The sequence below is a fragment of the Aquitalea sp. USM4 genome (genome assembly GCF_004328945.1).
GTDB classification, from domain to species: Bacteria; Pseudomonadota; Gammaproteobacteria; order Burkholderiales; family Chromobacteriaceae; genus Aquitalea; species Aquitalea pelogenes.
Genome location: NZ_CP029539.1, coordinates 1,167,557 through 1,188,679 on the forward strand (window position 1 = coordinate 1,167,557; position 21,123 = coordinate 1,188,679).

Sequence of the window (21,123 nt, forward strand, 5' to 3'; positions counted from 1 at the left end):
ATTACCCTTTAGTAGAATAGCGGCGGCGTACGATCATGTTGTCGGTACGCTTGTTGCGACGGGTACGGAAGCCCTTAGTCGGAGTGCCCCATGGGCTAACCGGCACACGGCCTTCACCAGTACGGCCTTCACCACCACCATGCGGGTGATCAATCGGGTTCATCGCAGTACCGCGAACGGTCGGACGAATACCACGCCAGCGGCTAGCACCAGCCTTACCCAGCTTGCGCAGGGAATGCTCTTCGTTGCTTACTTCGCCAACAGTAGCGCGGCAGTCAACATGCACCAGACGAATTTCGCCGGAACGCAGACGCAGCTGAGCGTAGACACCTTCACGGGCCAGCAGCATGGCGGAACCGCCAGCCGAACGGACCATTTGGGCACCCTTGCCAGGTTGCAGCTCTACGCAGTGGATGGTAGTACCCACCGGGATGTTGCGGATCGGCAAAGCGTTACCAGCCTTGATCGGAGCTTCGGCACCGGACAGCAGAACTGCACCAGCCTTAACACCGCGCGGAGCGATGATGTAGCGGCGTTCGCCATCGGCGTAGCACAACAGGGCGATGTGGGCAGTGCGGTTCGGATCGTATTCGATACGTTCCACTTTTGCCGGGATGCCATCCTTGTTGCGACGGAAGTCGATCAGACGGTAGTGCTTCTTGTGACCACCACCCATATGACGGGTAGTAATGTGGCCATTGTTGTTACGACCGGCAGTGGCAGACTTTTTCTCTACCAGAGCGGCGTGCGGAGCGCCTTTGTGCAGATCAGGGTGAACCACCTTGACAACAGCACGACGACCCGCGGAAGTCGGTTTTACTTTAACGATAGGCATGCTCTATCTCCTTACTCCGCAGCGGCCGGGGTGGCGGTCAGATCGATTTCCTGACCCTGAACCAGGCTAACGTAAGCCTTTTTCCAGTCTTTACGACGGCCAAAGGTACGGCCAAAGCGTTTCACTTTGCCCTTAACGTTAACAGTGGATACGCCTTCAACTTTTACATTGAACAGCATTTCAACTGCAGCCTTGATCTCCGGCTTGGTAGCATCGGTAGCAACACGGAAAACAACTTGCTGATGCTTCTCAGCAACCATGGTGCTCTTTTCGGAAACAACCGGGGCCAGAATTACTTGCAACAGACGTTCTTGATTCATGCCCACTGCTCCTCCAGATGCTGCACCGCCTCACGGGTGATGACGATCTTCTTGAAACGCAGCAGGCTGTACGGGTCAGCTTGTTGTGCTTCGATCACCAGCACGTTCGGCAGATTGCGCGAAGACAGATAGAGGTTTTCGTCCAGTTCACGGGTAATGAACAGAGCCTGTTCCAGACCCATGGACTTAACCACACCTACGAATTCCTTGGTTTTCGGCGATTCAACCGACAGCGAATCAACCACGATCAGACGCTCGTCGCGAACCAGCTGGGACAGGATAGCTGCCATGCCAGCGCGGAACATCTTGCGGTTAACCTTCTGAGAGAAATTCTCGTCCGGGCTGTTCGGGAAAGCACGACCACCACCACGACGGTTCGGAGTGGAAGTCATACCGGCACGTGCGTTACCAGTACCCTTCTGCTTGAACGGCTTCTTGGTGGAGTGGTTTACTTCGGCACGAGTCAGCTGAGCGCGGTTACCGCTGCGAGCATTCGCCAGGAATGCAGTCACAACCTGGTGAACCAGGGCTTCGTTGTATTCGCGACCGAACAGAGTCTCGGATGCCTGCAGGCTGCCAGCAGCCTGACCTTGGCTATTGATTACTTTCAATTCCATCACGCACCTGCCTTCACGCTAGGACGAACGACAACATCGCCGTTCTTGGCACCAGGAACGGCACCCTTAACCAGAAGCAGCTGACGCTCGGCGTCAACACGAACAACTTCCAGGCACTGAACAGTGCTCTTGACGTTGCCGTACTGACCAGCCATGCGCTTACCCGGGAAAATACGACCCGGATCCTGTGCCTGACCGATAGAACCCGGCGTGTTATGCGAACGGGAGTTACCGTGCGAAGCGCGGTTGGAAGAGAAGTTGTGACGCTTGATCACACCGGAGAAACCCTTACCCTTGGAGGTACCGGTTACATCAACCAGTTGACCTACGGTGAAGATTTCAACGGACAGTGCATCACCCGGCTTCAGGGAGGAGAGAGCTTCTGCGGACAGAACGAATTCGTTCAGACCCAGACCTGCTTCAACGCCAGCCTTGGCAAAGTGACCAGCTGCCGCCTTGTTAACGCGGCTAGCTTTACGGGCACCGAAAGTAACTTGAACGGCAGTGTAGCCGTCAACTTCGGCAGTTTTGATTTGCGTGACGCGGTTAGCGGACATGTCCAGCACAGTTACCGGGATGGATGCACCATCTTCGGCAAAAATGCGGGTCATGCCGACTTTGCGACCGACAAGACCTAAACTCATGTTTATATCCTTTTGCAGGCGCCGATTACGATTGACCGGCATAAAAAACAAAAGCGGACTCGCAAAATTGCGAGTCCGCTAATGTATCACAAGATTTTCAGCAATCGCAAGCACTTAACCTGCGAGCGCTGCATTTCCTGTCATTACTGCAGCTTGATTTCCACATCCACACCGGCCGGCAGGTCGAGCTTCATCAGAGCATCAACAGTCTTGTCGGTCGGATCTACGATGTCCATCAGGCGCAGGTGAGTGCGGATTTCCAGCTGGTCGCGGGAAGTCTTGTTCACGTGCGGGGAACGCAGAACGTTGAAACGCTCGATTTTGGTCGGCAGCGGAACCGGGCCCTTAACAACAGCGCCGGTACGCTTGGCAGTTTCAACGATTTCCTGGGCGGAACGATCGATCAGGTTGTAATCGAAGGCCTTCAGGCGGATGCGGATTTTCTGGCTTTGCATATTATCTGCTCCGATTAGGCGATGATCTTGGCAACAACGCCGGCGCCAACAGTACGGCCACCTTCACGGATCGCGAAACGCAGACCTTCTTCCATAGCGATCGGGGCGATCAGTTCTACGGTGATTTCCACGTTGTCACCCGGCATTACCATTTCCACGCCTTCGGCCAGGCTTACAGCACCGGTCACGTCGGTAGTACGGAAGTAGAACTGCGGACGGTAGTTAGCGAAGAACGGGGTGTGACGACCGCCTTCATCCTTGCTCAGCACGTATACGGATGCGCCGAACTTGGTGTGCGGGGTGATGGTGCCCGGCTTAGCCAGTACCTGACCACGCTCTACGTCTTCACGCTTGGTACCACGCAGCAGTACGCCTACGTTGTCACCAGCCTGACCTTGGTCCAGCAGCTTGCGGAACATTTCAACGCCGGTGCAGGTGGTCTTCGCAGTTGCCTTCAGGCCTACGATTTCCAGTTCTTCACCAACTTTAACGATACCGCGCTCTACACGACCGGTAACTACAGTACCACGACCGGAGATGGAGAATACGTCTTCGATCGGCAGCAGGAACGGCTTGTCAACAGCACGTTCCGGAGTCGGAATGTAGGAGTCCAGAGCAGCAGCCAGACGGAAGATGGACGGTTCGCCCATTTCGGATTGGTCGCCTTCCAGTGCCAGACGAGCGGAACCGATCACTACCGGAGTGTCGTCGCCCGGGAAGTCGTAGGAAGACAGCAGATCGCGCACTTCCATTTCAACCAGTTCCAGCAGTTCAGCGTCGTCAACCAGGTCAGCCTTGTTCAGGTAAACGATGATGTACGGAACGCCAACCTGACGGGACAGCAGGATGTGTTCGCGAGTTTGCGGCATCGGGCCGTCAGCTGCGGAGCACACCAGGATAGCGCCGTCCATCTGGGCAGCACCGGTAATCATGTTCTTAACGTAGTCAGCGTGACCCGGGCAGTCTACGTGAGCGTAGTGACGGGACTCGGTTTCGTATTCTACGTGTGCGGTATTAATGGTAATACCACGTGCCTTTTCTTCCGGCGCGCTGTCGATCTGGGAGTAGTCCTTGGCTTCGCCACCGAACTTCTTGGACAGAATGGTGGTGATCGCTGCGGTCAGGGTGGTCTTACCGTGGTCAACGTGACCGATGGTGCCGACGTTTACGTGCGGTTTGGTCCGCTCAAACTTTTCTTTTGCCATTTTGCAAAAATCCTTAATTAAAGAACATTAGATCAGAGTTGGCCAGCCGAAGCCGGCCAACTTCAGCGCGCATTACTTCTTGGCGGCCATTACGGCTTCAGCAATATGCTTCGGCGCTTCGGAGTAGTGCTTGAACTCCATGGAGTAGGTAGCACGACCCTGAGTAGCGGAACGCAGGTCGGTGGAGTAACCGAACATCTCGGCCAGCGGTACTTCGGCCTTAATCTTCTTGCCACCCAGACCATCATCGTCCATACCTTGCACGATGCCGCGACGACGGTTCAGGTCACCCATCACGTCGCCCATGTACTCTTCCGGCGTTTCAACTTCAACAGCCATCATCGGTTCGAGGATGCACGGGCCGGCACGGCGCATGGCTTCCTTGAAGGCGATGGAACCGGCCAGTTCGAAGGCGATCTGCGAGGAGTCAACGTCATGGTAGGAACCGAAGGTCAGACGTACGGTTACGTCAACCACCGGGAAGCCAGCCAGAATGCCGTTGTTCAGCGAGTTGCGGATACCCTTGTCAACGGAAGGAATGAATTCACGCGGAATCACACCACCCTTGATCTCGTCGATGAACTTGTAGCCATTACCTTCGCCAGACGGCTCCAGGGTAATCGTACAATCACCGTACTGACCCTTACCGCCGGACTGCTTGGCGTGCTTACCTTGCACGTCGGTAACAGTCTTGGTAATGGTTTCGCGGTAAGCAACCTGCGGAGCACCCACGTTGGCTTCAACGCCGAACTCACGCTTCATGCGGTCAACCAGAATTTCCAGGTGCAGTTCACCCATACCGGAAATGATGGTCTGACCGGATTCTTCGTCAGTGCGTACGCGGAAGGACGGGTCTTCCTTGGCCAGGCGGTTCAGGGCAACGCCCATCTTTTCCTGGTCGGCCTTGGTCTTCGGCTCAACGGCAACGTGAATAACCGGATCCGGGAATTCCATGCGTTCCAGCACGATCGGTGCATCAACGGAACACAGGGTTTCACCAGTGGTCACTTCCTTCAGGCCGATAGCAGCAGCGATGTCACCAGCGCGTACTTCTTCGATTTCCTTACGGTCGTTGGCGTGCATCTGTACGATACGGCCGATACGTTCCTTCTTGCCCTTCACGGAGTTCATTACGGTATCACCGGATTGAACCACACCAGAGTAAACGCGGAAGAAGGTCAACTGACCTACGTACGGGTCATTCATCAGCTTGAATGCCAGCGCGGAGAACGGCTCGTCATCCGAAGCGTGACGCTCGGCTTCAACACCGTCGACTTCACCCTTGATCGCCGGAACTTCAGTCGGCGACGGCAGCAGTTCGATCACGGCGTCCAGCATGCGCTGTACACCCTTGTTCTTGAACGCGGAACCACACAGCATCGGCTGGATTTCGCAACGCAGGGTACGTGCACGCAGACCAGCAACGATTTCTTCCTCGGTCAGCGTTTCGCCGCCCAGGTACTTGTCCATCATTTCGTCGCTGACTTCGGCAGCGGCTTCAACCATCTTCTCGCGCCATTCTTCAGCAACGGAAACCAGGTTAGCCGGGATTTCGCCGTATTCGAACTTCATGCCCTGGGAAGCTTCATCCCAGATGATGGCCTTCATCTTCAGCAGGTCAACCACACCTTCGAAGCCATCTTCAGCACCGATCGGTACAACGATAGGTACCGGATTGCCACGCAGACGGGTTTTCACCTGTTCTACGGCACGGAAGAAGTTGGCACCCTGACGGTCCATCTTGTTCACGAAGGCAATACGCGGAACCTTGTACTTGTTGGCCTGACGCCATACGGTTTCGGACTGCGGCTGAACACCACCCACAGCGCAGTAAACCATTACGGCACCGTCCAGTACACGCATGGAACGCTCTACCTCAATGGTAAAGTCCACGTGGCCCGGGGTATCGATGATGTTGAAACGATGTTCCGGGAACTGCATGCCCATACCTTTCCAGAAGGTAGTGGTAGCAGCGGAGGTGATGGTAATACCACGCTCCTGTTCCTGTTCCATCCAGTCCATGGTGGCGGCGCCATCATGCACTTCACCGATCTTGTGGTTAACACCGGTGTAAAACAGAATACGCTCGGTAGTAGTGGTCTTACCGGCGTCAATGTGAGCGGAAATACCGATATTACGGTAGCGCTCGATGGGGGTCTTTCTAGCCACGATCTACACCTTATTGTGTGGTTGAGCTTAGAAGCGGAAGTGAGAGAAGGCCTTGTTGGCTTCTGCCATACGATGCACTTCGTCACGCTTCTTCATGGCGCCGCCACGACCTTCGGCAGCGTCGATCAGCTCACCGGCAAGGCGCAGGTCCATGGACTTTTCGCCACGCTTACGCGCAGCATCACGCAGCCAGCGCATGGCCAGGGCCATACGACGGGACGGACGAACTTCAACAGGAACTTGATAGTTTGCACCACCTACACGGCGGCTTTTTACTTCTACGATCGGCTTGGCATTGGACAGTGCTGCGTTGAACACTTCCAGTGCGCTCTTGCCGGTTTTCTTTTCAATCTGTTCCAGTGCGCCGTAGATGATGCGTTCTGCAACGGCTTTCTTGCCATCGATCATCACTACGTTCATGAACTTGGACAGATCTTGGGAACCGAACTTCGGATCCGGCAGAATCTCGCGCTTGGGGACTTCTCTGCGTCTTGGCATGTTACTTCCTTCGTTATTCAGTTGAGCTTGGGCTCATGACCACCCATATCAAAGCAGTCACTTACTCGACGACCTCAGGCCGCCGCCAGTACATCCCAATTATTTAGGACGCTTAGCACCGTATTTGGAACGGGACTGTTTACGGTCCTTAACACCTGCGGTGTCCAGGGAGCCGCGTACGGTGTGGTAACGCACACCCGGCAAGTCTTTTACACGACCGCCACGGATCAGTACTACGGAGTGTTCCTGCAGGTTGTGGCCTTCACCACCGATGTAGGAAATCACTTCGAAGCCGTTGGTCAGACGAACCTTGCACACTTTACGCAGCGCGGAGTTCGGCTTTTTCGGGGTGGTGGTGTAAACACGGGTGCACACGCCACGCTTCTGCGGGCAGGCTTCCAGCGCAGGCACCTTGCTGTTCACGGTCAGGACCGCACGGCCCTTGCGAACGAGTTGGTTAATGGTTGGCATTACTATCAGTTCCTAGTTGATTCATTCTGCAGACAACACGCCTCCAGAAGGACGGAGGATTATATTTTAGTCAAATACTTACCGTCAATTGAAAAACGCCGCGCCCCAGCATCTGCTGCTGGTAGCGCGGCGTTTTTTCAACAAACAGCCGGTTTGTGATGCTTAGCTGTTGTTTTCCACTTCATCGACCTGTTGCTCATCCAGCAACTGGGACTGGGAGATATCCAGACCTTGTCCCTGGCGGCGACGGGTACGATGGTAGGCCAGACCGGTACCGGCCGGAATCAGGCGACCCACGATCACGTTTTCCTTCAGACCGCGCAGATCGTCCTTCTTGCCCATGATGGCCGCTTCGGTCAGCACGCGGGTGGTTTCCTGGAAGGAAGCCGCCGAGATGAAGGAGTCGGTGGACAGGGAAGCCTTGGTAATACCCAGCAGGATGTTTTCGTACTGGGCAGGTTCCTTGCCTTCGGCCAGCATCTGGTCGTTCATTTCCAGAACGTCCGCACGTTCAACCTGTTCACCCTGGATGAACTCGGTATCACCGCTGTCGGAGATGATGACACGACGCAGCATCTGGCGAATGATCACTTCGATGTGCTTGTCGTTAATCTTCACGCCCTGCAGACGGTACACTTCCTGAACTTCCTGGACGATGTAACGCGCCAGCGCTTCGATACCTTGCAGACGCAGGATGTCGTGCGGGTCAACCGGACCGTCGACGATCAGTTCACCACGGTTGACGACCTGACCATCGTGCACCAGTACGTGCTTGTCTTTCGGGATCAGGTTTTCGTAACCGTTACCTTCCAGATCAGTGATGATCAGACGCTGCTTGCCCTTGGTGTCCTTACCGAAGGAAACAGTACCGGTCACCTCGGCCAGCATACCGGCATCCTTCGGCGAACGGGCCTCGAACAGCTCAGCCACACGCGGCAGACCACCGGTAATGTCACGGGTCTTGGAGGATTCCTGCGGGATACGGGCCAGCACTTCACCCTTGCCCACTTCCTGACCGTCACGCACGGTAATGATGGCGCCTACCTGGAAGGTGATGGATACCGAAGCATCCGAACCTGCCAGCTTCACTTCCAGACCATTTTCGTCCAGCAGCTTCACCAGCGGACGCAGCATCTTGGACTGCGAACCGGCACGACGCTTCGGATCGATAACCACCAGTGTGGACAGACCGGTCACTTCGTCGGTCTGCTTGGCAACGGTGTTGCCCTCTTCCACGTTTTCGAACTTCACGCGGCCAGCGTACTCGGTGATGATCGGACGGGTGTGCGGGTCCCAGGTCGCCAGGACTGCACCAGCCTTGATCACCAGACCGTCGGTCACCATCAGGGTGGCGCCATACGGTACTTTGTGGCGTTCGCGCTCACGGCCCATATCGTCATGGATCACCACTTCACCGGAACGGGTGATGACAATCAGCTCGCCCTTGGTGTTGGCAACATAACGCATCTGGCTGGAGAAGCGTACGGTACCATTCGACTTACCTTCAACCTGGCTGGCTGCGGCATTTCGGGACGCGGCACCACCAATGTGGAAGGTACGCATGGTCAGCTGGGTACCCGGCTCACCAATCGACTGGGCGGCAATCACACCGACTGCTTCACCGGCGTTCACGCGCTTGCCGCGTGCCAGGTCACGACCGTAGCACTTGGCGCACAGACCATAACGGGTGTCGCAAGTGATGGCAGTGCGGACCTTGACTTCGTCGATACCCAGGCTGTCGATGACGTCAACCATGTGTTCGTCCAGCAGGGTGCCGGCTTCCAGAACGGTTTCGCCAGTCGACGGATCAACCACGTCAACAGCGGTAACACGACCCAGAATACGGTCACGCAGCGCTTCGATCACGTCACCGCCCTGCAGGACAGCCTTCATGGTGAAGCCATTGCTGGTGCCGCAATCATCTTCGATCACCACCAGATCCTGCGTCACGTCTACCAGACGACGGGTCAGGTAACCGGAGTTGGCAGTCTTCAAGGCCGTATCCGCCAGACCCTTACGGGCACCGTGGGTGGAGATGAAGTACTGCAGAACCGTCAGACCTTCACGGAAGTTGGCAGTAATCGGCGTTTCGATAATCGAGCCGTCCGGCTTGGCCATCAGACCCCGCATACCGGCCAGCTGCTTGATCTGTGCTGCGGAACCCCGCGCACCAGAGTCGGCCATCATGTAAATGGAGTTGAAGGATTCCTGATCGACTTCCTTGCCTTCGCGGTCCAGCACCTTCTGCTTGGACAGCTCGTCCATCATGGCCTTGGCGATCTTGTCGCCGGTACGGCCCCAGATGTCCACTACCTTGTTGTAGCGTTCGCCCTGGGTGACCAGACCTTGACGGTACTGTTCTTCGATTTCCTTGACTTCCTTCTGGGCTTCGCCCAGCAGCTCGACCTTCTTGCCCGGGATTTGCATGTCGTCCACGCAAATGGAGATACCGCCACGGGTGGAGTAGGCAAAACCGGTGTACATCAACTGGTCGGCGAAGATCACGGTATCGCGGATGCCGCAACGGCGGAACGATACGTTGATCAGCTTGGAGATTTCCTTCTTCTTCAGCGCCTTGTTGATGTGCTCGAACGGCAGGCCCTTCGGCAGGATATCGGACAGGATGGCACGACCAACGGTGGTCTCGTAACGCTTGATCACCGGCTGGAATTCGCCCTGCTCGTCCTTTTCCCATTCTTTCAGACGAACGGTAATACGGGTAGCCAGTTCAACCTGACGGGTTTCGTAAGCGCGATGCACTTCCTTGGTGTCGGCAAATACCATGCCTTCACCCTTGCCGTTTACCTTGTCGCGGGTCATGTAGTACAGACCCAGCACGATATCCTGGGACGGTACGATGATCGGGTCGCCGTTGGCCGGGGACAGCACGTTGTTGGTGGCCAGCATCAGGGTGCGGGCTTCCATCTGTGCTTCCAGCGACAGCGGCACGTGAACGGCCATCTGGTCACCGTCAAAGTCGGCGTTGAATGCCGCGCAGACCAGCGGATGCAGCTGGATGGCCTTGCCTTCGATCAGCACCGGCTCGAACGCCTGGATACCCAGACGGTGCAGGGTCGGCGCACGGTTCAAGAGGACCGGATGTTCGCGGATCACGTCTTCCAGGATGTCCCATACTTCCGGCACTTCCTGCTCTACCAGCTTCTTGGCTGCCTTGATGGTGGAGGCCAGGCCCATGACTTCCAGCTTGTGGAAGATGAAGGGCTTGAACAGTTCCAGCGCCATTTTCTTCGGCAGACCGCACTGATGCAGACGCAGGGTCGGGCCTACGGTAATCACGGAACGGCCGGAGTAGTCGACACGCTTACCCAGCAAGTTCTGACGGAAGCGACCGCCCTTACCCTTGATCATGTCGGCCAGGGACTTCAGCGGACGCTTGTTGGCGCCAGTCATGGCCTTGCCGCGACGACCGTTGTCCAGCAGCGAGTCAACCGATTCCTGCAGCATGCGCTTTTCGTTGCGCACGATGATGTCCGGTGCGCGCAGTTCCAGCAGGCGCTTCAGACGGTTGTTACGGTTGATGACGCGGCGATACAGATCGTTCAGGTCGGAAGTGGCGAAACGGCCACCATCCAGCGGTACCAGCGGACGCAGTTCCGGCGGCAGTACCGGCAGGACTTCCAGAATCATCCATTCCGGCTTCATGCCGGAGCGCTGGAATGCTTCCAGTACTTTCAGACGCTTGGCGATCTTCTTGATCTTGGTGTCGGAATTGGTGGCTTCCAGTTCGCGACGCAGGGTCTCGATCTCGGTATCCAGATTCAGACGCTTCAAGAGTTCGCGTACGGCTTCGGCACCCATCATGGCGACGAATTCTTCGCCGTACTGGTCTTCCTTGTCCAGGAAGTCTTCTTCGGTCAGCAGCTGACGGTATTGCAGCGGGGTCATGCCCGGATCGGTCACGACGAATGCTTCGAAGTACAGTACGCGTTCGATGTCGCGCAGGGTCATGTCGAGCACCATGCCCAGACGGGACGGCAGGCTCTTCAGGAACCAGATGTGCGCAGTCGGGCTGGCCAGTTCGATGTGGCCCATGCGTTCGCGACGCACCTTGGACAGGGTGACTTCAACGCCACACTTTTCGCAGATGACGCCACGGTGCTTCAGGCGCTTGTATTTGCCGCACAGGCATTCGTAGTCTTTTACCGGCCCGAAGATACGGGCGCAGAACAGGCCGTCACGTTCCGGCTTGAAGGTACGATAGTTGATGGTTTCCGGCTTTTTGACTTCACCATAAGACCAGGAACGGATCTTGTCGGGCGAAGCGATGCCGATTTTAATCGCATCAAACTCTTCTTCTTGCGTTACTTGCTTAAAGAGGTCGAGCAGAGCTTTCATTGCGTCTCCAGTCAGGGGACAGGAGGCGCGGCATGATGCCGCGCCTTCTCACCCAATCAATAACGTTCCAGGTCGATATCCAGGCCGAGCGAGCGGATTTCCTTCACCAATACATTGAAGGATTCCGGCATGCCGGCGTCGATCTTGTGTTCGCCCTTGACGATGTTTTCGTAAACCTTGGTACGACCGGTGACATCGTCAGACTTCACCGTCAGCATTTCCTGCAGGGTGTAGGCGGCGCCATAAGCTTCCAGCGCCCACACTTCCATTTCACCGAAACGCTGGCCACCGAACTGTGCCTTACCACCCAGCGGCTGCTGGGTAACCAGGGAGTACGGACCGGTGGAACGGGCGTGCATCTTGTCATCAACCAGGTGATGCAGCTTCAGGTAGTGCATCACACCCACGGTAACCTTGCGGTCGAAGGCTTCGCCGGAGCGGCCATCGTACAGGGTCATCTGGGTTTTGGACTCGTTAAAGCCCATCTTCTCCGTCAGTTCGTCGCCGCTCGGGTAAGCCAGATCCAGCATGTGCTTGATCTCGGTTTCCTTGGCACCGTCGAATACCGGCGTGGCAAACGGCATGCCCTTGCGCAGGTTGTCTGCCAGATCCAGGATCTCGGCATCGGACAGGCTGGCGAGGTCTTCGGACTTGCCGGTTTCGTTATAGATGCGCTCCAGGTAGCCGCGCAGTTCGGCAACATCCTGCTGTTGCTTGATCATGCGGTCGATGCGCTCGCCAATACCCTTGGCAGCCCAACCCAGATGCACTTCCAGAATCTGACCGATGTTCATACGCGACGGTACGCCCAGCGGGTTCAGCACGATGTCGACCGGACGACCGTCGCCCATGTAAGGCATGTCTTCGATCGGCAGGATGCGGGAGACCACACCCTTGTTACCGTGACGACCGGCCATCTTGTCACCAGCCTGCAGACGACGCTTAACAGCCAGGTAAACCTTGACCATCTTCTGTACGCCCGGCGGCAGTTCGTCACCCTGGGTCAGCTTGCGCTTCTTGTCTTCGAACTTGAGGTCGAATTCTTCGCGCTTCTGTACCAGGCTTTCCTTGATCAGTTCCAGCTGCTTGGCGATGTCTTCATCAGCCATGCGGATGTCGAACCAGTCGTGCTTGACCGGCAGGCTTTCCAGGTACTCGGCATCAATGGCGGTACCCTTGGCCAGACGCTTCGGACCACCGTTGGCCAGCTTGCCAACGATCAGACGTTCGATACGGCTGAAGGCGTCGTTTTCGAAAATGCGCAGCTGGTCGTTCAGGTCGAGGCGGTAGCGCTTCAGTTCGGCATCAATGATGGACTGTGCACGCTTGTCGCGCTCGATACCTTCGCGGGTGAACACCTGTACGTCGATCACGGTACCCACGGTGCCGGTCGGCACGCGCAGGGAGGTATCCTTCACGTCGGAGGCTTTTTCACCGAAGATGGCGCGCAGCAGTTTTTCTTCCGGCGTCAGCTGGGTTTCACCCTTCGGCGTTACCTTGCCCACCAGTACGTCACCGGCTTCCACTTCAGCACCGATGTAAACGATGCCGGATTCATCCAGACGACCTGCCATGCGCTCGGACAGGTTCGGAATATCACGGGTGATTTCTTCCGGTCCCAGCTTGGTGTCACGCGAAACAACCGACAGTTCTTCGATGTGGATCGAGGTGTAGCGGTCTTCAGCAACCAGCTTTTCCGAGATCAGGATCGAGTCTTCGTAGTTGTAGCCGTTCCACGGCATGAAGGCGATGGTCATGTTCTGACCCAGTGCCAGTTCGCCCAGGTCGGTGGAAGCACCGTCGGCCACCACGTCGCCGCTGGCGATCTTGTCACCCACCTTCACCACCGGACGCTGGTTGATGTTGGTGTTCTGGTTGGAACGGGTGAACTTGGTGAGGTTGTAGATATCCACACCCACTTCACCGGCGATGGCTTCTTCGTCGTTAACGCGTACCACGACACGGCCAGCATCAACGTAATCCACCACGCCGCCACGACGGGCAACTACGGTAGTACCGGAGTCAACAGCCACCGAGCGCTCGATACCGGTACCGACGAACGGCTTTTCCGGACGCAGGCACGGTACGGCCTGACGCTGCATGTTGGCACCCATCAAGGCACGGTTGGCGTCATCGTGTTCCAGGAACGGAATCAGCGAAGCGGCAACGGATACTACCTGACCGGTGGCCACGTCCATGTACTGTACGCGGTCCGGGGTAGCCAGAATGGTTTCACCCTTTTCACGGCAGGTTACCAGTTCGTCAACCAGGGTACCGTCTTCGCCCAGCTCGGCGTTGGCCTGAGCAATGACGTAACGGCCTTCCTCGATGGCGGACAGGTAGTCGATCTCGTTGGTTACCTTGCTGTCCACGACCTTGCGGTACGGGGTTTCCAGGAAACCGAACTCGTTGGTACGTGCAAACACTGACAACGAGTTGATCAGACCGATGTTCGGACCTTCCGGCGTTTCAATCGGGCATACACGGCCGTAGTGGGTCGGGTGTACGTCACGTACTTCGAAGCCGGCACGTTCGCGGGTCAGACCGCCCGGGCCAAGAGCCGATACACGGCGCTTGTGGGTGATTTCCGACAGCGGGTTGGTCTGGTCCATGAACTGGGACAGCTGCGAGGAACCAAAGAATTCCTTGATGGCAGCGGACACCGGCTTGGCGTTGATCAGGTCGTGCGGCATCAGGTTGTCGGACTCGGCCTGATTCAGGCGTTCCTTCACTGCGCGCTCAACACGTACCAGACCGGCACGGAACTGGTTCTCGGCCAGTTCACCAACGGAACGGACACGACGATTACCCAGATGGTCGATGTCATCCACTTCGCCGCGGCCATTGCGCAGTTCGCACAGGATGGCAATGACGGAAACGATGTCTTCAGTCGACAGGGTGCCTTCCATCACGTCACGACGATGGGCGAATTTTTCGCCGATCAGCGACTTGAACCACTCCGGAGTCTTCTCATCGAACTTGTACTGATAGGTACGCGAGCTGAACTTCATGCGGCCTACGCGGGACAGATCGTAGGTTTCTTCGCTGAAGAACAGGCGCTGGAACAGGGCTTCCACCGCATCTTCGGTCGGCGGTTCGCCAGGACGCATCATGCGGTAGATGGCAACACGCGCTTGCAGGCGGTCCAGGCTGTCATCGGTACGCAGGGTTTGCGAAATGTACGCGCCTTGATCCAGATCGTTGGTGAACAGCACTTCAACCTGTTCGATCTCGGCCAGTGCCAGCTTGGCCAGCAGCTCTTCGGTGATTTCTTCGTTGGCGCGCGCCAGTACTTCGCCAGTGTCAACATTGGTGACATTGTGCGACAGCACCTTGCCCAGCAGGACATCAGCCGGTACTTCGATGCGATCGAGCTGGGCGGTCTGGATGTCGCGGATGTGCTTGGCAGTGATGCGCTTGTCCTTGGCCACGATCAGCTTCCCATCGGCAGCGACGATGTCGAACTTGGCCACTTCGCCCTTCAGACGCTCCGGAACCACGCGCATGAACACGCCGGACTTGGTCAGGTAGAAGGTATCGAAGCTGTAGAACTCGGACAGGATTTGTTCGTTGCTGTAACCCAGTGCCTTCAGCAGAATGGTCACCGGCATCTTGCGGCGACGGTCGATACGGAAGTACAGCAGGTCTTTCGGGTCAAACTCGAAGTCCAGCCAGGAACCGCGGTACGGAATCACGCGGGCGGAGAACAGCAGCTTGCCAGAGGAGTGGGTCTTGCCGCGGTCATGCTCGAAGAACACGCCCGGGGAGCGGTGCAGCTGGGAAACGATAACGCGTTCGGTACCGTTGATAATGAAAGAACCATTGGTGGTCATGAGCGGAATCTCGCCCATGTAAACTTCATTCTCGCGCACTTCTTTTACCACCGGCTTGGACGACTCTTTGTCCAGGATGGTCAGACGGATACGGGCGCGCAGCGGAGCAGCATAGGTAATGCCACGCAGCTGACATTCCTGCACGTCAAACGGCGGCTCACCAAGAATGTAGTGAGCAAAATCAAGGCGGGCATAGCCATTGTGGCTATGGATCGGGAAGATCGACTTGAACGCGGCCTGCAGACCAGCATCCTTGCGCTGATCTAGCGGTACACCCAGTTGCAGGAAATCGGCATAAGAATCAATCTGGGTCGCCAACAGGAATGGGACATCGAGAACACTGGCGCGTTTCGCAAAGCTCTTACGAATACGCTTCTTCTCAGTAAACGAATAACTCATAGAGTCTCCATCGAGGTGGTAGTGGCGCAAGAAACCAAAAGTCAGCAGCCACGCCGGTAAGTGCTGGCTTTTACTATCTTTGTTTCGGCCAATTACAAGCGCAATAAGGCTGGCGGATTTCTCCGCCAGCCTCACCTTCTTTTTTCAAAGAAGATTATTTGATTTCAGCCTTGGCACCGGCTTCGGTCAGTTGCTTCAGAACTTCTTCGGCTTCAGCCTTGGCTACGCCTTCTTTCACGGTCTTCGGAGCGCCGTCAACCATGTCCTTGGCTTCCTTCAGGCCCAGGCCGGTGATAGCACGAACAACCTTGATCACGTTAACCTTGTTGTCGCCAGCAGCGGTCAGAACAACGTCGAACTCGGTCTTTTCTTCAGCAGCAGCAGCGCCACCAGCAGCCGGGCCAGCAACGGCAACGGCAGCAGCGGAAACGCCGAACTTCTCTTCGAACGCCTTAACCAGATCGTTCAGTTCCATAACGGTCAGGCCAGCAACGGCTTCGAGGATGTCTTCTTTGGTGATTGCCATGTAAAAATCTCCTGAATTCTATAAGAATCAAATAAGTTAAGCGGCTTCGGCTTGCTTCTCTGCCAATGCAGCCAGGGCGCGGGCGAAGCCAGCAACCGGAGCTTGCATAACGTAGAGGAGCTTGGACAGCAGTTCTTCGCGGCTCGGGATGGACGCCAGCTCAGCAACCTGAGCAGCATTCAGTACCGCGCCATTGTAGGAACCTGCCTTGACGATGATCTTGTCGTCAGCCTTGGCAAATTGATGCAGCACCTTGGCAGCAGCAACCGGATCGGCAGAGATACCGTAAACGAGCGGGCCAACCATTTGTTCGGCCAGCGCTTCGAATTGGGTACCAGCAACCGCACGGCGAACCAGCGTGTTCTTCAGAACGCGCAGGTAAACGCCTTGCTCACGCGCCTGAGCGCGCAGCTTGGTCATGCTGCTTACCTCGATGCCCCGATATTCGGCGATGACGAGGGTCTGTGCAGCGGCCAGCTCGGCAGCTACAGCAGCAACGACTGCCTTTTTATCTTCGATATTGAGACTCAAGGTCTATCTCCTAGACTGAAATGAAGCAGAATGATTTCTGCTCCGCTTTGCAGCGGCGACCTGTATCAGGAGACAACATAGAGAAGGGAAACTGGTGCTCATGGGCGGAATTGAACCGCCGACCTCTCCCTTACCAAGGGAGTGCTCTACCCCTGAGCTACATGAGCCCTGAACTCTTCAGAAGCCTACTTTCGGGTACACCATCTGCGCAGGATGCAGGCCACCGGGAAGCGACTTGCGATTAAGCCTTGCGGCTCCTACGGTCTTTGACAATCTGGCAGACAAGCCTGCCAGCCCAAAGCCAGTGGCAAGGTGGCGAACCACCCTGCCGGACTCACATCAACTTAAGCGCTGACGGAGCTGGTATCTACACGAGCGCCAATACCCATGGTGCTGGATACGGCGATCTTTTTCAGATACACACCCTTGGAAGCTGCCGGCTTGGCTTTCACCAGGGCATCTACCAGAGCAGTAAAGTTTTCACGCAGGGCTTCGGCTTCGAAGGAAGCACGGCCGATAGTGGCGTGAATGATACCGGCCTTGTCGGTACGGTATTGAACCTGACCGGCCTTGGCGTTTTTAACCGCTTCAGCAACGTTCGGGGTAACAGTACCAACCTTCGGGTTCGGCATCAGGCCACGCGGGCCGAGGATTTGACCCAACTGACCAACAACGCGCATTGCATCCGGAGAGGCAATCACAACGTCGAAGTCCAGGTTGCCAGCTTTTACTTGCTCGGCCAGGTCGTCGAAACCGACAACTTCAGCACCGGCGGCCTTGGCAGCTTCGGCGTTGGCACCTTGAGCAAATACAGCAACGCGTACGGACTTACCGGTGCCGCGCGGCAGAACTACGGAGCCACGTACAACCTGGTCGGATTTACGCGGGTCAACACCCAGGTTAACGGCCACATCAATGGACTCGTCAAACTTGGCGGTAGCAGCAGACTTAACCAGAGCAATTGCTTCTTCAACAGCGTACAGCTTGTTGCGATCAACAGTTGCCTTCAGGGTTTGCAGGCGCTTGGAAATCTTGGCCATTTACACACCCTCCACTTCAAGACCCATCGAACGGGCGGAGCCGGCGATGGTGCGAACAGCAGCGTCCAGATCAGCAGCGGTCAGGTCCGGCTGCTTGGTCTTGGCGATTTCTTCCAGCTGAGCACGGCTTACCTTGCCAACCTTGTCGGTATGCGGCTTGGAGGAACCGGACTTGATGCCAGCAGCCTTCTTCAGGAGAATGGTCGCCGGCGGCGTCTTCATGATGAAGGTGAAGGACTTGTCTGCATAAGCAGTGATCACAACCGGAATCGGCAGACCCGGCTCGATGCCTTGAGTCTGGGCGTTGAACGCCTTGCAGAATTCCATGATGTTCAGACCACGCTGACCCAGGGCCGGACCGATCGGAGGAGACGGGTTGGCCTTACCAGCGGGCACTTGCAGCTTTACATAGCCGACAATTTTCTTTGCCACGATTAAAACTCCTAAAATGGGTATAGCGCGAGCGTGCACTCGCTTCCCGGACGAAAGCGCAACAGTATATACGCTTACAAACTAGCTGCCAAGTAAAATTACAGCTTTTCTACCTGACTGAAATCCAGCTCAACCGGCGTGTCACGACCGAAGATCTGTACCGACACGCGCAGCTTGTTACGTTCGTAGTTGACTTCATCGACAGAGCCGTTGAAGTCATTGAAAGGACCGTCAATGACGCGAACCTTTTCACCCACTTCAAACAATACCTTCGGCTTCGGCTTTTCCACACCCTCTTGCATTTGCTGCATGATGGCATCGACTTCCTTCTTGGAAATCGGTGCCGGACGGTTGGCGGTACCACCGACAAAACCAGTTACCTTGGGGGTGCTCTTCACCAGGTGCCAGGTATCATCCGTCATGTCCATTTCAACCAAGACATAACCGGGGAAAAACTTGCGCTCGGTAATGGAGCGGCGGCCATTCTTCACATCCACCACTTCTTCTACCGGAACGAGGATCTGGCCGAACAGGTCTGCCACCTCGGAACGTTCGATGCGCTCACGCAGCGCCTTCTGCACACTCTTCTCAAAACCGGAATAAGCATGCACAACGTACCAGCGCTTTGCCATTATCTACCTCGACCAAGAATTACATCGTAGAACAACCAGGACAGACCCGAATCCACCATCCACATGAACAGGGCCAGCACCAGAACGAAGACGAAAACCATGCCGGTCATTTGCATGGCTTCCTTGCGGGTTGGCCATACGACCTTGCGCGCTTCAACCAGCGAGTCATTGGCGTAGGCAACGAACTCCTTGCCCGGAGTCGACAGCCAGACAGCACCGGCCGCCAGCACAACACCAACAATGAATGCCAGAGCACGCAATACACCCTGATCTTCGGGAATCATGTAGAAGCCAACAACACCGGCCACCACCAGCAGACCGGCCAGAGCCAGTTTGAGTTTATCTTGCATTTCCATGTGCGGAATGTTCTCTGCGCGTATGCGACAAAAGACCAACCGGCGCACAAGCGCCGGCTGGTCTTAATTGGCAGGCCAGGAGGGTCTCGAACCCCCAACCCTCGGTTTTGGAGACCGATACTCTACCAATTGAGCTACTGGCCTATAAACCTATTAATCAAGCAATGATCTTTGCTACCACGCCGGCGCCAACAGTACGGCCACCTTCACGGATCGCGAAACGCAGACCTTCTTCCATAGCGATCGGGGCGATCAGTTCTACGGTGATTTCCACGTTGTCACCCGGCATTACCATTTCCACGCCTTCGGCCAGGCTTACAGCACCGGTCACGTCGGTAGTACGGAAGTAGAACTGCGGACGATAGTTAGCGAAGAACGGGGTGTGACGACCGCCTTCATCCTTGCTCAGCACGTATACGGATGCGCCGAACTTGGTGTGCGGGGTGATGGTGCCCGGCTTAGCCAGTACCTGACCACGCTCTACGTCTTCACGCTTGGTACCACGCAGCAGTACGCCTACGTTGTCACCAGCCTGACCTTGGTCCAGCAGCTTGCGGAACATTTCAACGCCGGTGCAGGTGGTCTTCGCAGTTGCCTTCAGGCCTACGATTTCCAGTTCTTCACCAACTTTAACGATACCGCGCTCTACACGACCGGTAACTACAGTACCACGACCGGAGATGGAGAACACGTCTTCGATCGGCAGCAGGAACGGCTTGTCAACAGCACGTTCCGGAGTCGGAATGTAGGAGTCCAGAGCAGCAGCCAGACGGAAGATGGACGGTTCGCCCATTTCGGATTGGTCGCCTTCCAGTGCCAGACGAGCGGAACCGATCACTACCGGAGTGTCGTCGCCCGGGAAGTCGTAGGAAGACAGCAGATCGCGCACTTCCATTTCAACCAGTTCCAGCAGTTCAGCGTCGTCAACCAGGTCAGCCTTGTTCAGGTAAACGATGATGTACGGAACGCCAACCTGACGGGACAGCAGGATGTGTTCGCGGGTTTGCGGCATCGGACCGTCAGCTGCGGAGCACACCAGGATAGCGCCGTCCATCTGGGCAGCACCGGTAATCATGTTCTTAACGTAGTCGGCGTGACCCGGGCAGTCTACGTGAGCGTAGTGACGGGACTCGGTTTCGTATTCTACGTGTGCGGTATTAATGGTAATACCACGTGCCTTTTCTTCCGGCGCGCTGTCGATCTGGGAGTAGTCCTTGGCTTCGCCACCGAACTTCTTGGACAGAATGGTGGTGATCGCTGCGGTCAGGGTGGTCTTACCATGGTCAACGTGACCGATGGTGCCGACGTTTACGTGCGGTTTGGTCCGCTCGAACTTTTCCTTAGCCATGGCAAAATTTCCTGAATTGAGTCTCTAACAAACAAATGGGTGGTGCCCATGGGCAGAATTGAACTGCCGACCTCTCCCTTACCAAGGGAGTGCTCTACCCCTGAGCTACATGGGCCCTTAAACAGGCAATAACGCTTGGAGCGGGTGAAGGGAATCGAACCCTCGTCGTAAGCTTGGAAGGCTTCTGCTCTACCATTGAGCTACACCCGCCTGCAACAACTAAACGGCTTTCATACTACACGCCGCCAAGACGTAATTAATTCTGGTGGGGGGAGAAGGATTCGAACCTTCGAAGGCTGAGCCGCCGGATTTACAGTCCGGACCCGTTGACCGCTGGGGTAACCCCCCCTGAGAGACCCGAATAGTATAGATACCCGTTTCCTCCGTCAACACCTGTAGCGCATTTTTTTTAATTATTTTTGCCGGAAAATGCACAAAGCCCCGCACCGGGCGGGG

18 protein-coding genes and 5 tRNA genes are annotated in these 21,123 nt (G+C 56.2%); all 23 read right to left on the reverse strand.

Translation table 11 applies throughout. The annotated features are described in order from the left end of the window. Nucleotide 1: 1 nt before the first annotated feature. Nucleotides 2–835, reverse strand: a complete 834-nt coding sequence (gene rplB, locus DKK66_RS05575) for a 50S ribosomal protein L2 (RefSeq protein ID WP_045846868.1) — start codon at nt 833–835, stop codon at nt 2–4. Between the two features lie 11 nt (nt 836–846). Next, entirely contained in the window at nt 847–1,161 is a 315-nt protein-coding gene (rplW, locus tag DKK66_RS05580) for a 50S ribosomal protein L23 (RefSeq protein WP_197077176.1), read from the reverse strand. After that, entirely contained in the window at nt 1,152–1,772 is a 621-nt protein-coding gene (gene rplD / locus DKK66_RS05585; RefSeq protein WP_045846866.1) for a 50S ribosomal protein L4, read from the reverse strand. Before rplD ends, rplW begins: the two co-directional genes overlap by 10 nt. Further along, nucleotides 1,772–2,416, reverse strand: a complete 645-nt coding sequence (gene rplC / locus DKK66_RS05590) for a 50S ribosomal protein L3 (RefSeq protein WP_045846865.1) — start codon at nt 2,414–2,416, stop codon at nt 1,772–1,774. The genes rplD and rplC overlap by 1 nt, the downstream gene beginning before the upstream one ends. A gap of 143 nt (nt 2,417–2,559) precedes the next feature. Beyond that, a complete protein-coding gene (gene rpsJ, locus DKK66_RS05595) occupies nt 2,560–2,871 on the reverse strand; it encodes a 30S ribosomal protein S10 (protein ID WP_017507377.1) in 312 nt (103 codons plus the stop codon). A gap of 14 nt (nt 2,872–2,885) precedes the next feature. Further along, on the reverse strand, nt 2,886–4,076 hold the full coding sequence (gene tuf, locus DKK66_RS05600) for an elongation factor Tu (RefSeq protein ID WP_119313285.1): 1,191 nt from the start codon (nt 4,074–4,076) through the stop codon (nt 2,886–2,888). 72 nt (nt 4,077–4,148) lie between these two features. Next, nucleotides 4,149–6,245, reverse strand: a complete 2,097-nt coding sequence (fusA, locus tag DKK66_RS05605) for an elongation factor G (protein WP_131356155.1) — start codon at nt 6,243–6,245, stop codon at nt 4,149–4,151. Between the two features lie 27 nt (nt 6,246–6,272). Next, on the reverse strand, nt 6,273–6,743 hold the full coding sequence (rpsG, locus tag DKK66_RS05610) for a 30S ribosomal protein S7 (RefSeq protein WP_045848783.1): 471 nt from the start codon (nt 6,741–6,743) through the stop codon (nt 6,273–6,275). Nucleotides 6,744–6,842: 99 nt separating this feature from the next. Then, on the reverse strand, nt 6,843–7,214 hold the full coding sequence (gene rpsL / locus DKK66_RS05615) for a 30S ribosomal protein S12 (protein WP_045848782.1): 372 nt from the start codon (nt 7,212–7,214) through the stop codon (nt 6,843–6,845). A gap of 162 nt (nt 7,215–7,376) precedes the next feature. Beyond that, nucleotides 7,377–11,570, reverse strand: coding sequence for a DNA-directed RNA polymerase subunit beta' (gene rpoC, locus DKK66_RS05620; protein WP_045848781.1), 4,194 nt, complete (start codon nt 11,568–11,570; stop codon nt 7,377–7,379). Nucleotides 11,571–11,626: 56 nt separating this feature from the next. After that, nucleotides 11,627–15,802: a DNA-directed RNA polymerase subunit beta gene (gene rpoB, locus DKK66_RS05625; RefSeq protein ID WP_045848780.1), complete on the reverse strand. Its 4,176-nt coding sequence runs from the start codon at nt 15,800–15,802 to the stop codon at nt 11,627–11,629. A 154-nt stretch (nt 15,803–15,956) separates the two neighbouring features. After that, nucleotides 15,957–16,328: a 50S ribosomal protein L7/L12 gene (gene rplL, locus DKK66_RS05630; protein ID WP_045848779.1), complete on the reverse strand. Its 372-nt coding sequence runs from the start codon at nt 16,326–16,328 to the stop codon at nt 15,957–15,959. A gap of 36 nt (nt 16,329–16,364) precedes the next feature. Further along, on the reverse strand, nt 16,365–16,859 hold the full coding sequence (gene rplJ / locus DKK66_RS05635; protein ID WP_045848778.1) for a 50S ribosomal protein L10: 495 nt from the start codon (nt 16,857–16,859) through the stop codon (nt 16,365–16,367). Nucleotides 16,860–16,951: 92 nt separating this feature from the next. Continuing rightward, nucleotides 16,952–17,026 (reverse strand) — tRNA-Thr (locus tag DKK66_RS05640). A 177-nt stretch (nt 17,027–17,203) separates the two neighbouring features. Then, entirely contained in the window at nt 17,204–17,899 is a 696-nt protein-coding gene (gene rplA, locus DKK66_RS05645; protein WP_045848777.1) for a 50S ribosomal protein L1, read from the reverse strand. Continuing rightward, a complete protein-coding gene (gene rplK / locus DKK66_RS05650) occupies nt 17,900–18,331 on the reverse strand; it encodes a 50S ribosomal protein L11 (protein ID WP_045848776.1) in 432 nt (143 codons plus the stop codon). Between the two features lie 98 nt (nt 18,332–18,429). Next, nucleotides 18,430–18,963 (reverse strand): transcription termination/antitermination protein NusG, encoded by a 534-nt coding sequence (gene nusG / locus DKK66_RS05655; RefSeq protein ID WP_045848775.1) that lies wholly within the window; start codon nt 18,961–18,963, stop codon nt 18,430–18,432. Further along, entirely contained in the window at nt 18,963–19,319 is a 357-nt protein-coding gene (gene secE / locus DKK66_RS05660) for a preprotein translocase subunit SecE (RefSeq protein WP_082086642.1), read from the reverse strand. Before secE ends, nusG begins: the two co-directional genes overlap by 1 nt. 68 nt (nt 19,320–19,387) lie before the next feature. Next, a tRNA-Trp gene (locus DKK66_RS05665) sits at nt 19,388–19,463 on the reverse strand. A gap of 13 nt (nt 19,464–19,476) precedes the next feature. Then, on the reverse strand, nt 19,477–20,667 hold the full coding sequence (gene tuf, locus DKK66_RS05670) for an elongation factor Tu (protein ID WP_119313285.1): 1,191 nt from the start codon (nt 20,665–20,667) through the stop codon (nt 19,477–19,479). Between the two features lie 40 nt (nt 20,668–20,707). Next, nucleotides 20,708–20,782 (reverse strand) — tRNA-Thr (locus DKK66_RS05675). 21 nt (nt 20,783–20,803) lie between these two features. Beyond that, nucleotides 20,804–20,877: transfer RNA gene (locus DKK66_RS05680), tRNA-Gly, on the reverse strand. A gap of 53 nt (nt 20,878–20,930) precedes the next feature. After that, nucleotides 20,931–21,016: transfer RNA gene (locus DKK66_RS05685), tRNA-Tyr, on the reverse strand. Nucleotides 21,017–21,123 lie beyond the last annotated feature (107 nt).

Excerpts from the sequence above, each read along its gene's own strand:
- rplB (WP_045846868.1), bottom strand. The coding sequence starts at position 835 with ATGCCTATCGTTAAAGTAAAACCGACTTCCGCGGGTCGTCGTGCTGTT.
- rplD (WP_045846866.1), bottom strand. The coding sequence starts at position 1,772 with ATGGAATTGAAAGTAATCAATAGCCAAGGTCAGGCTGCTGGCAGCCTG.
- rplC (WP_045846865.1), bottom strand. The coding sequence starts at position 2,416 with ATGAGTTTAGGTCTTGTCGGTCGCAAAGTCGGCATGACCCGCATTTTT.
- rpsJ (WP_017507377.1), bottom strand. The coding sequence starts at position 2,871 with ATGCAAAGCCAGAAAATCCGCATCCGCCTGAAGGCCTTCGATTACAAC.
- tuf (WP_119313285.1), bottom strand. The coding sequence starts at position 4,076 with ATGGCAAAAGAAAAGTTTGAGCGGACCAAACCGCACGTAAACGTCGGC.
- rpsG (WP_045848783.1), bottom strand. The coding sequence starts at position 6,743 with ATGCCAAGACGCAGAGAAGTCCCCAAGCGCGAGATTCTGCCGGATCCG.
- rpsL (WP_045848782.1), bottom strand. The coding sequence starts at position 7,214 with ATGCCAACCATTAACCAACTCGTTCGCAAGGGCCGTGCGGTCCTGACC.
- rpoC (WP_045848781.1), bottom strand. The coding sequence starts at position 11,570 with ATGAAAGCTCTGCTCGACCTCTTTAAGCAAGTAACGCAAGAAGAAGAG.
- rpoB (WP_045848780.1), bottom strand. The coding sequence starts at position 15,802 with ATGAGTTATTCGTTTACTGAGAAGAAGCGTATTCGTAAGAGCTTTGCG.
- rplL (WP_045848779.1), bottom strand. The coding sequence starts at position 16,328 with ATGGCAATCACCAAAGAAGACATCCTCGAAGCCGTTGCTGGCCTGACC.
- rplA (WP_045848777.1), bottom strand. The coding sequence starts at position 17,899 with ATGGCCAAGATTTCCAAGCGCCTGCAAACCCTGAAGGCAACTGTTGAT.
- nusG (WP_045848775.1), bottom strand. The coding sequence starts at position 18,963 with ATGGCAAAGCGCTGGTACGTTGTGCATGCTTATTCCGGTTTTGAGAAG.
- secE (WP_082086642.1), bottom strand. The coding sequence starts at position 19,319 with ATGGAAATGCAAGATAAACTCAAACTGGCTCTGGCCGGTCTGCTGGTG.
- tuf (WP_119313285.1), bottom strand. The coding sequence starts at position 20,667 with ATGGCTAAGGAAAAGTTCGAGCGGACCAAACCGCACGTAAACGTCGGC.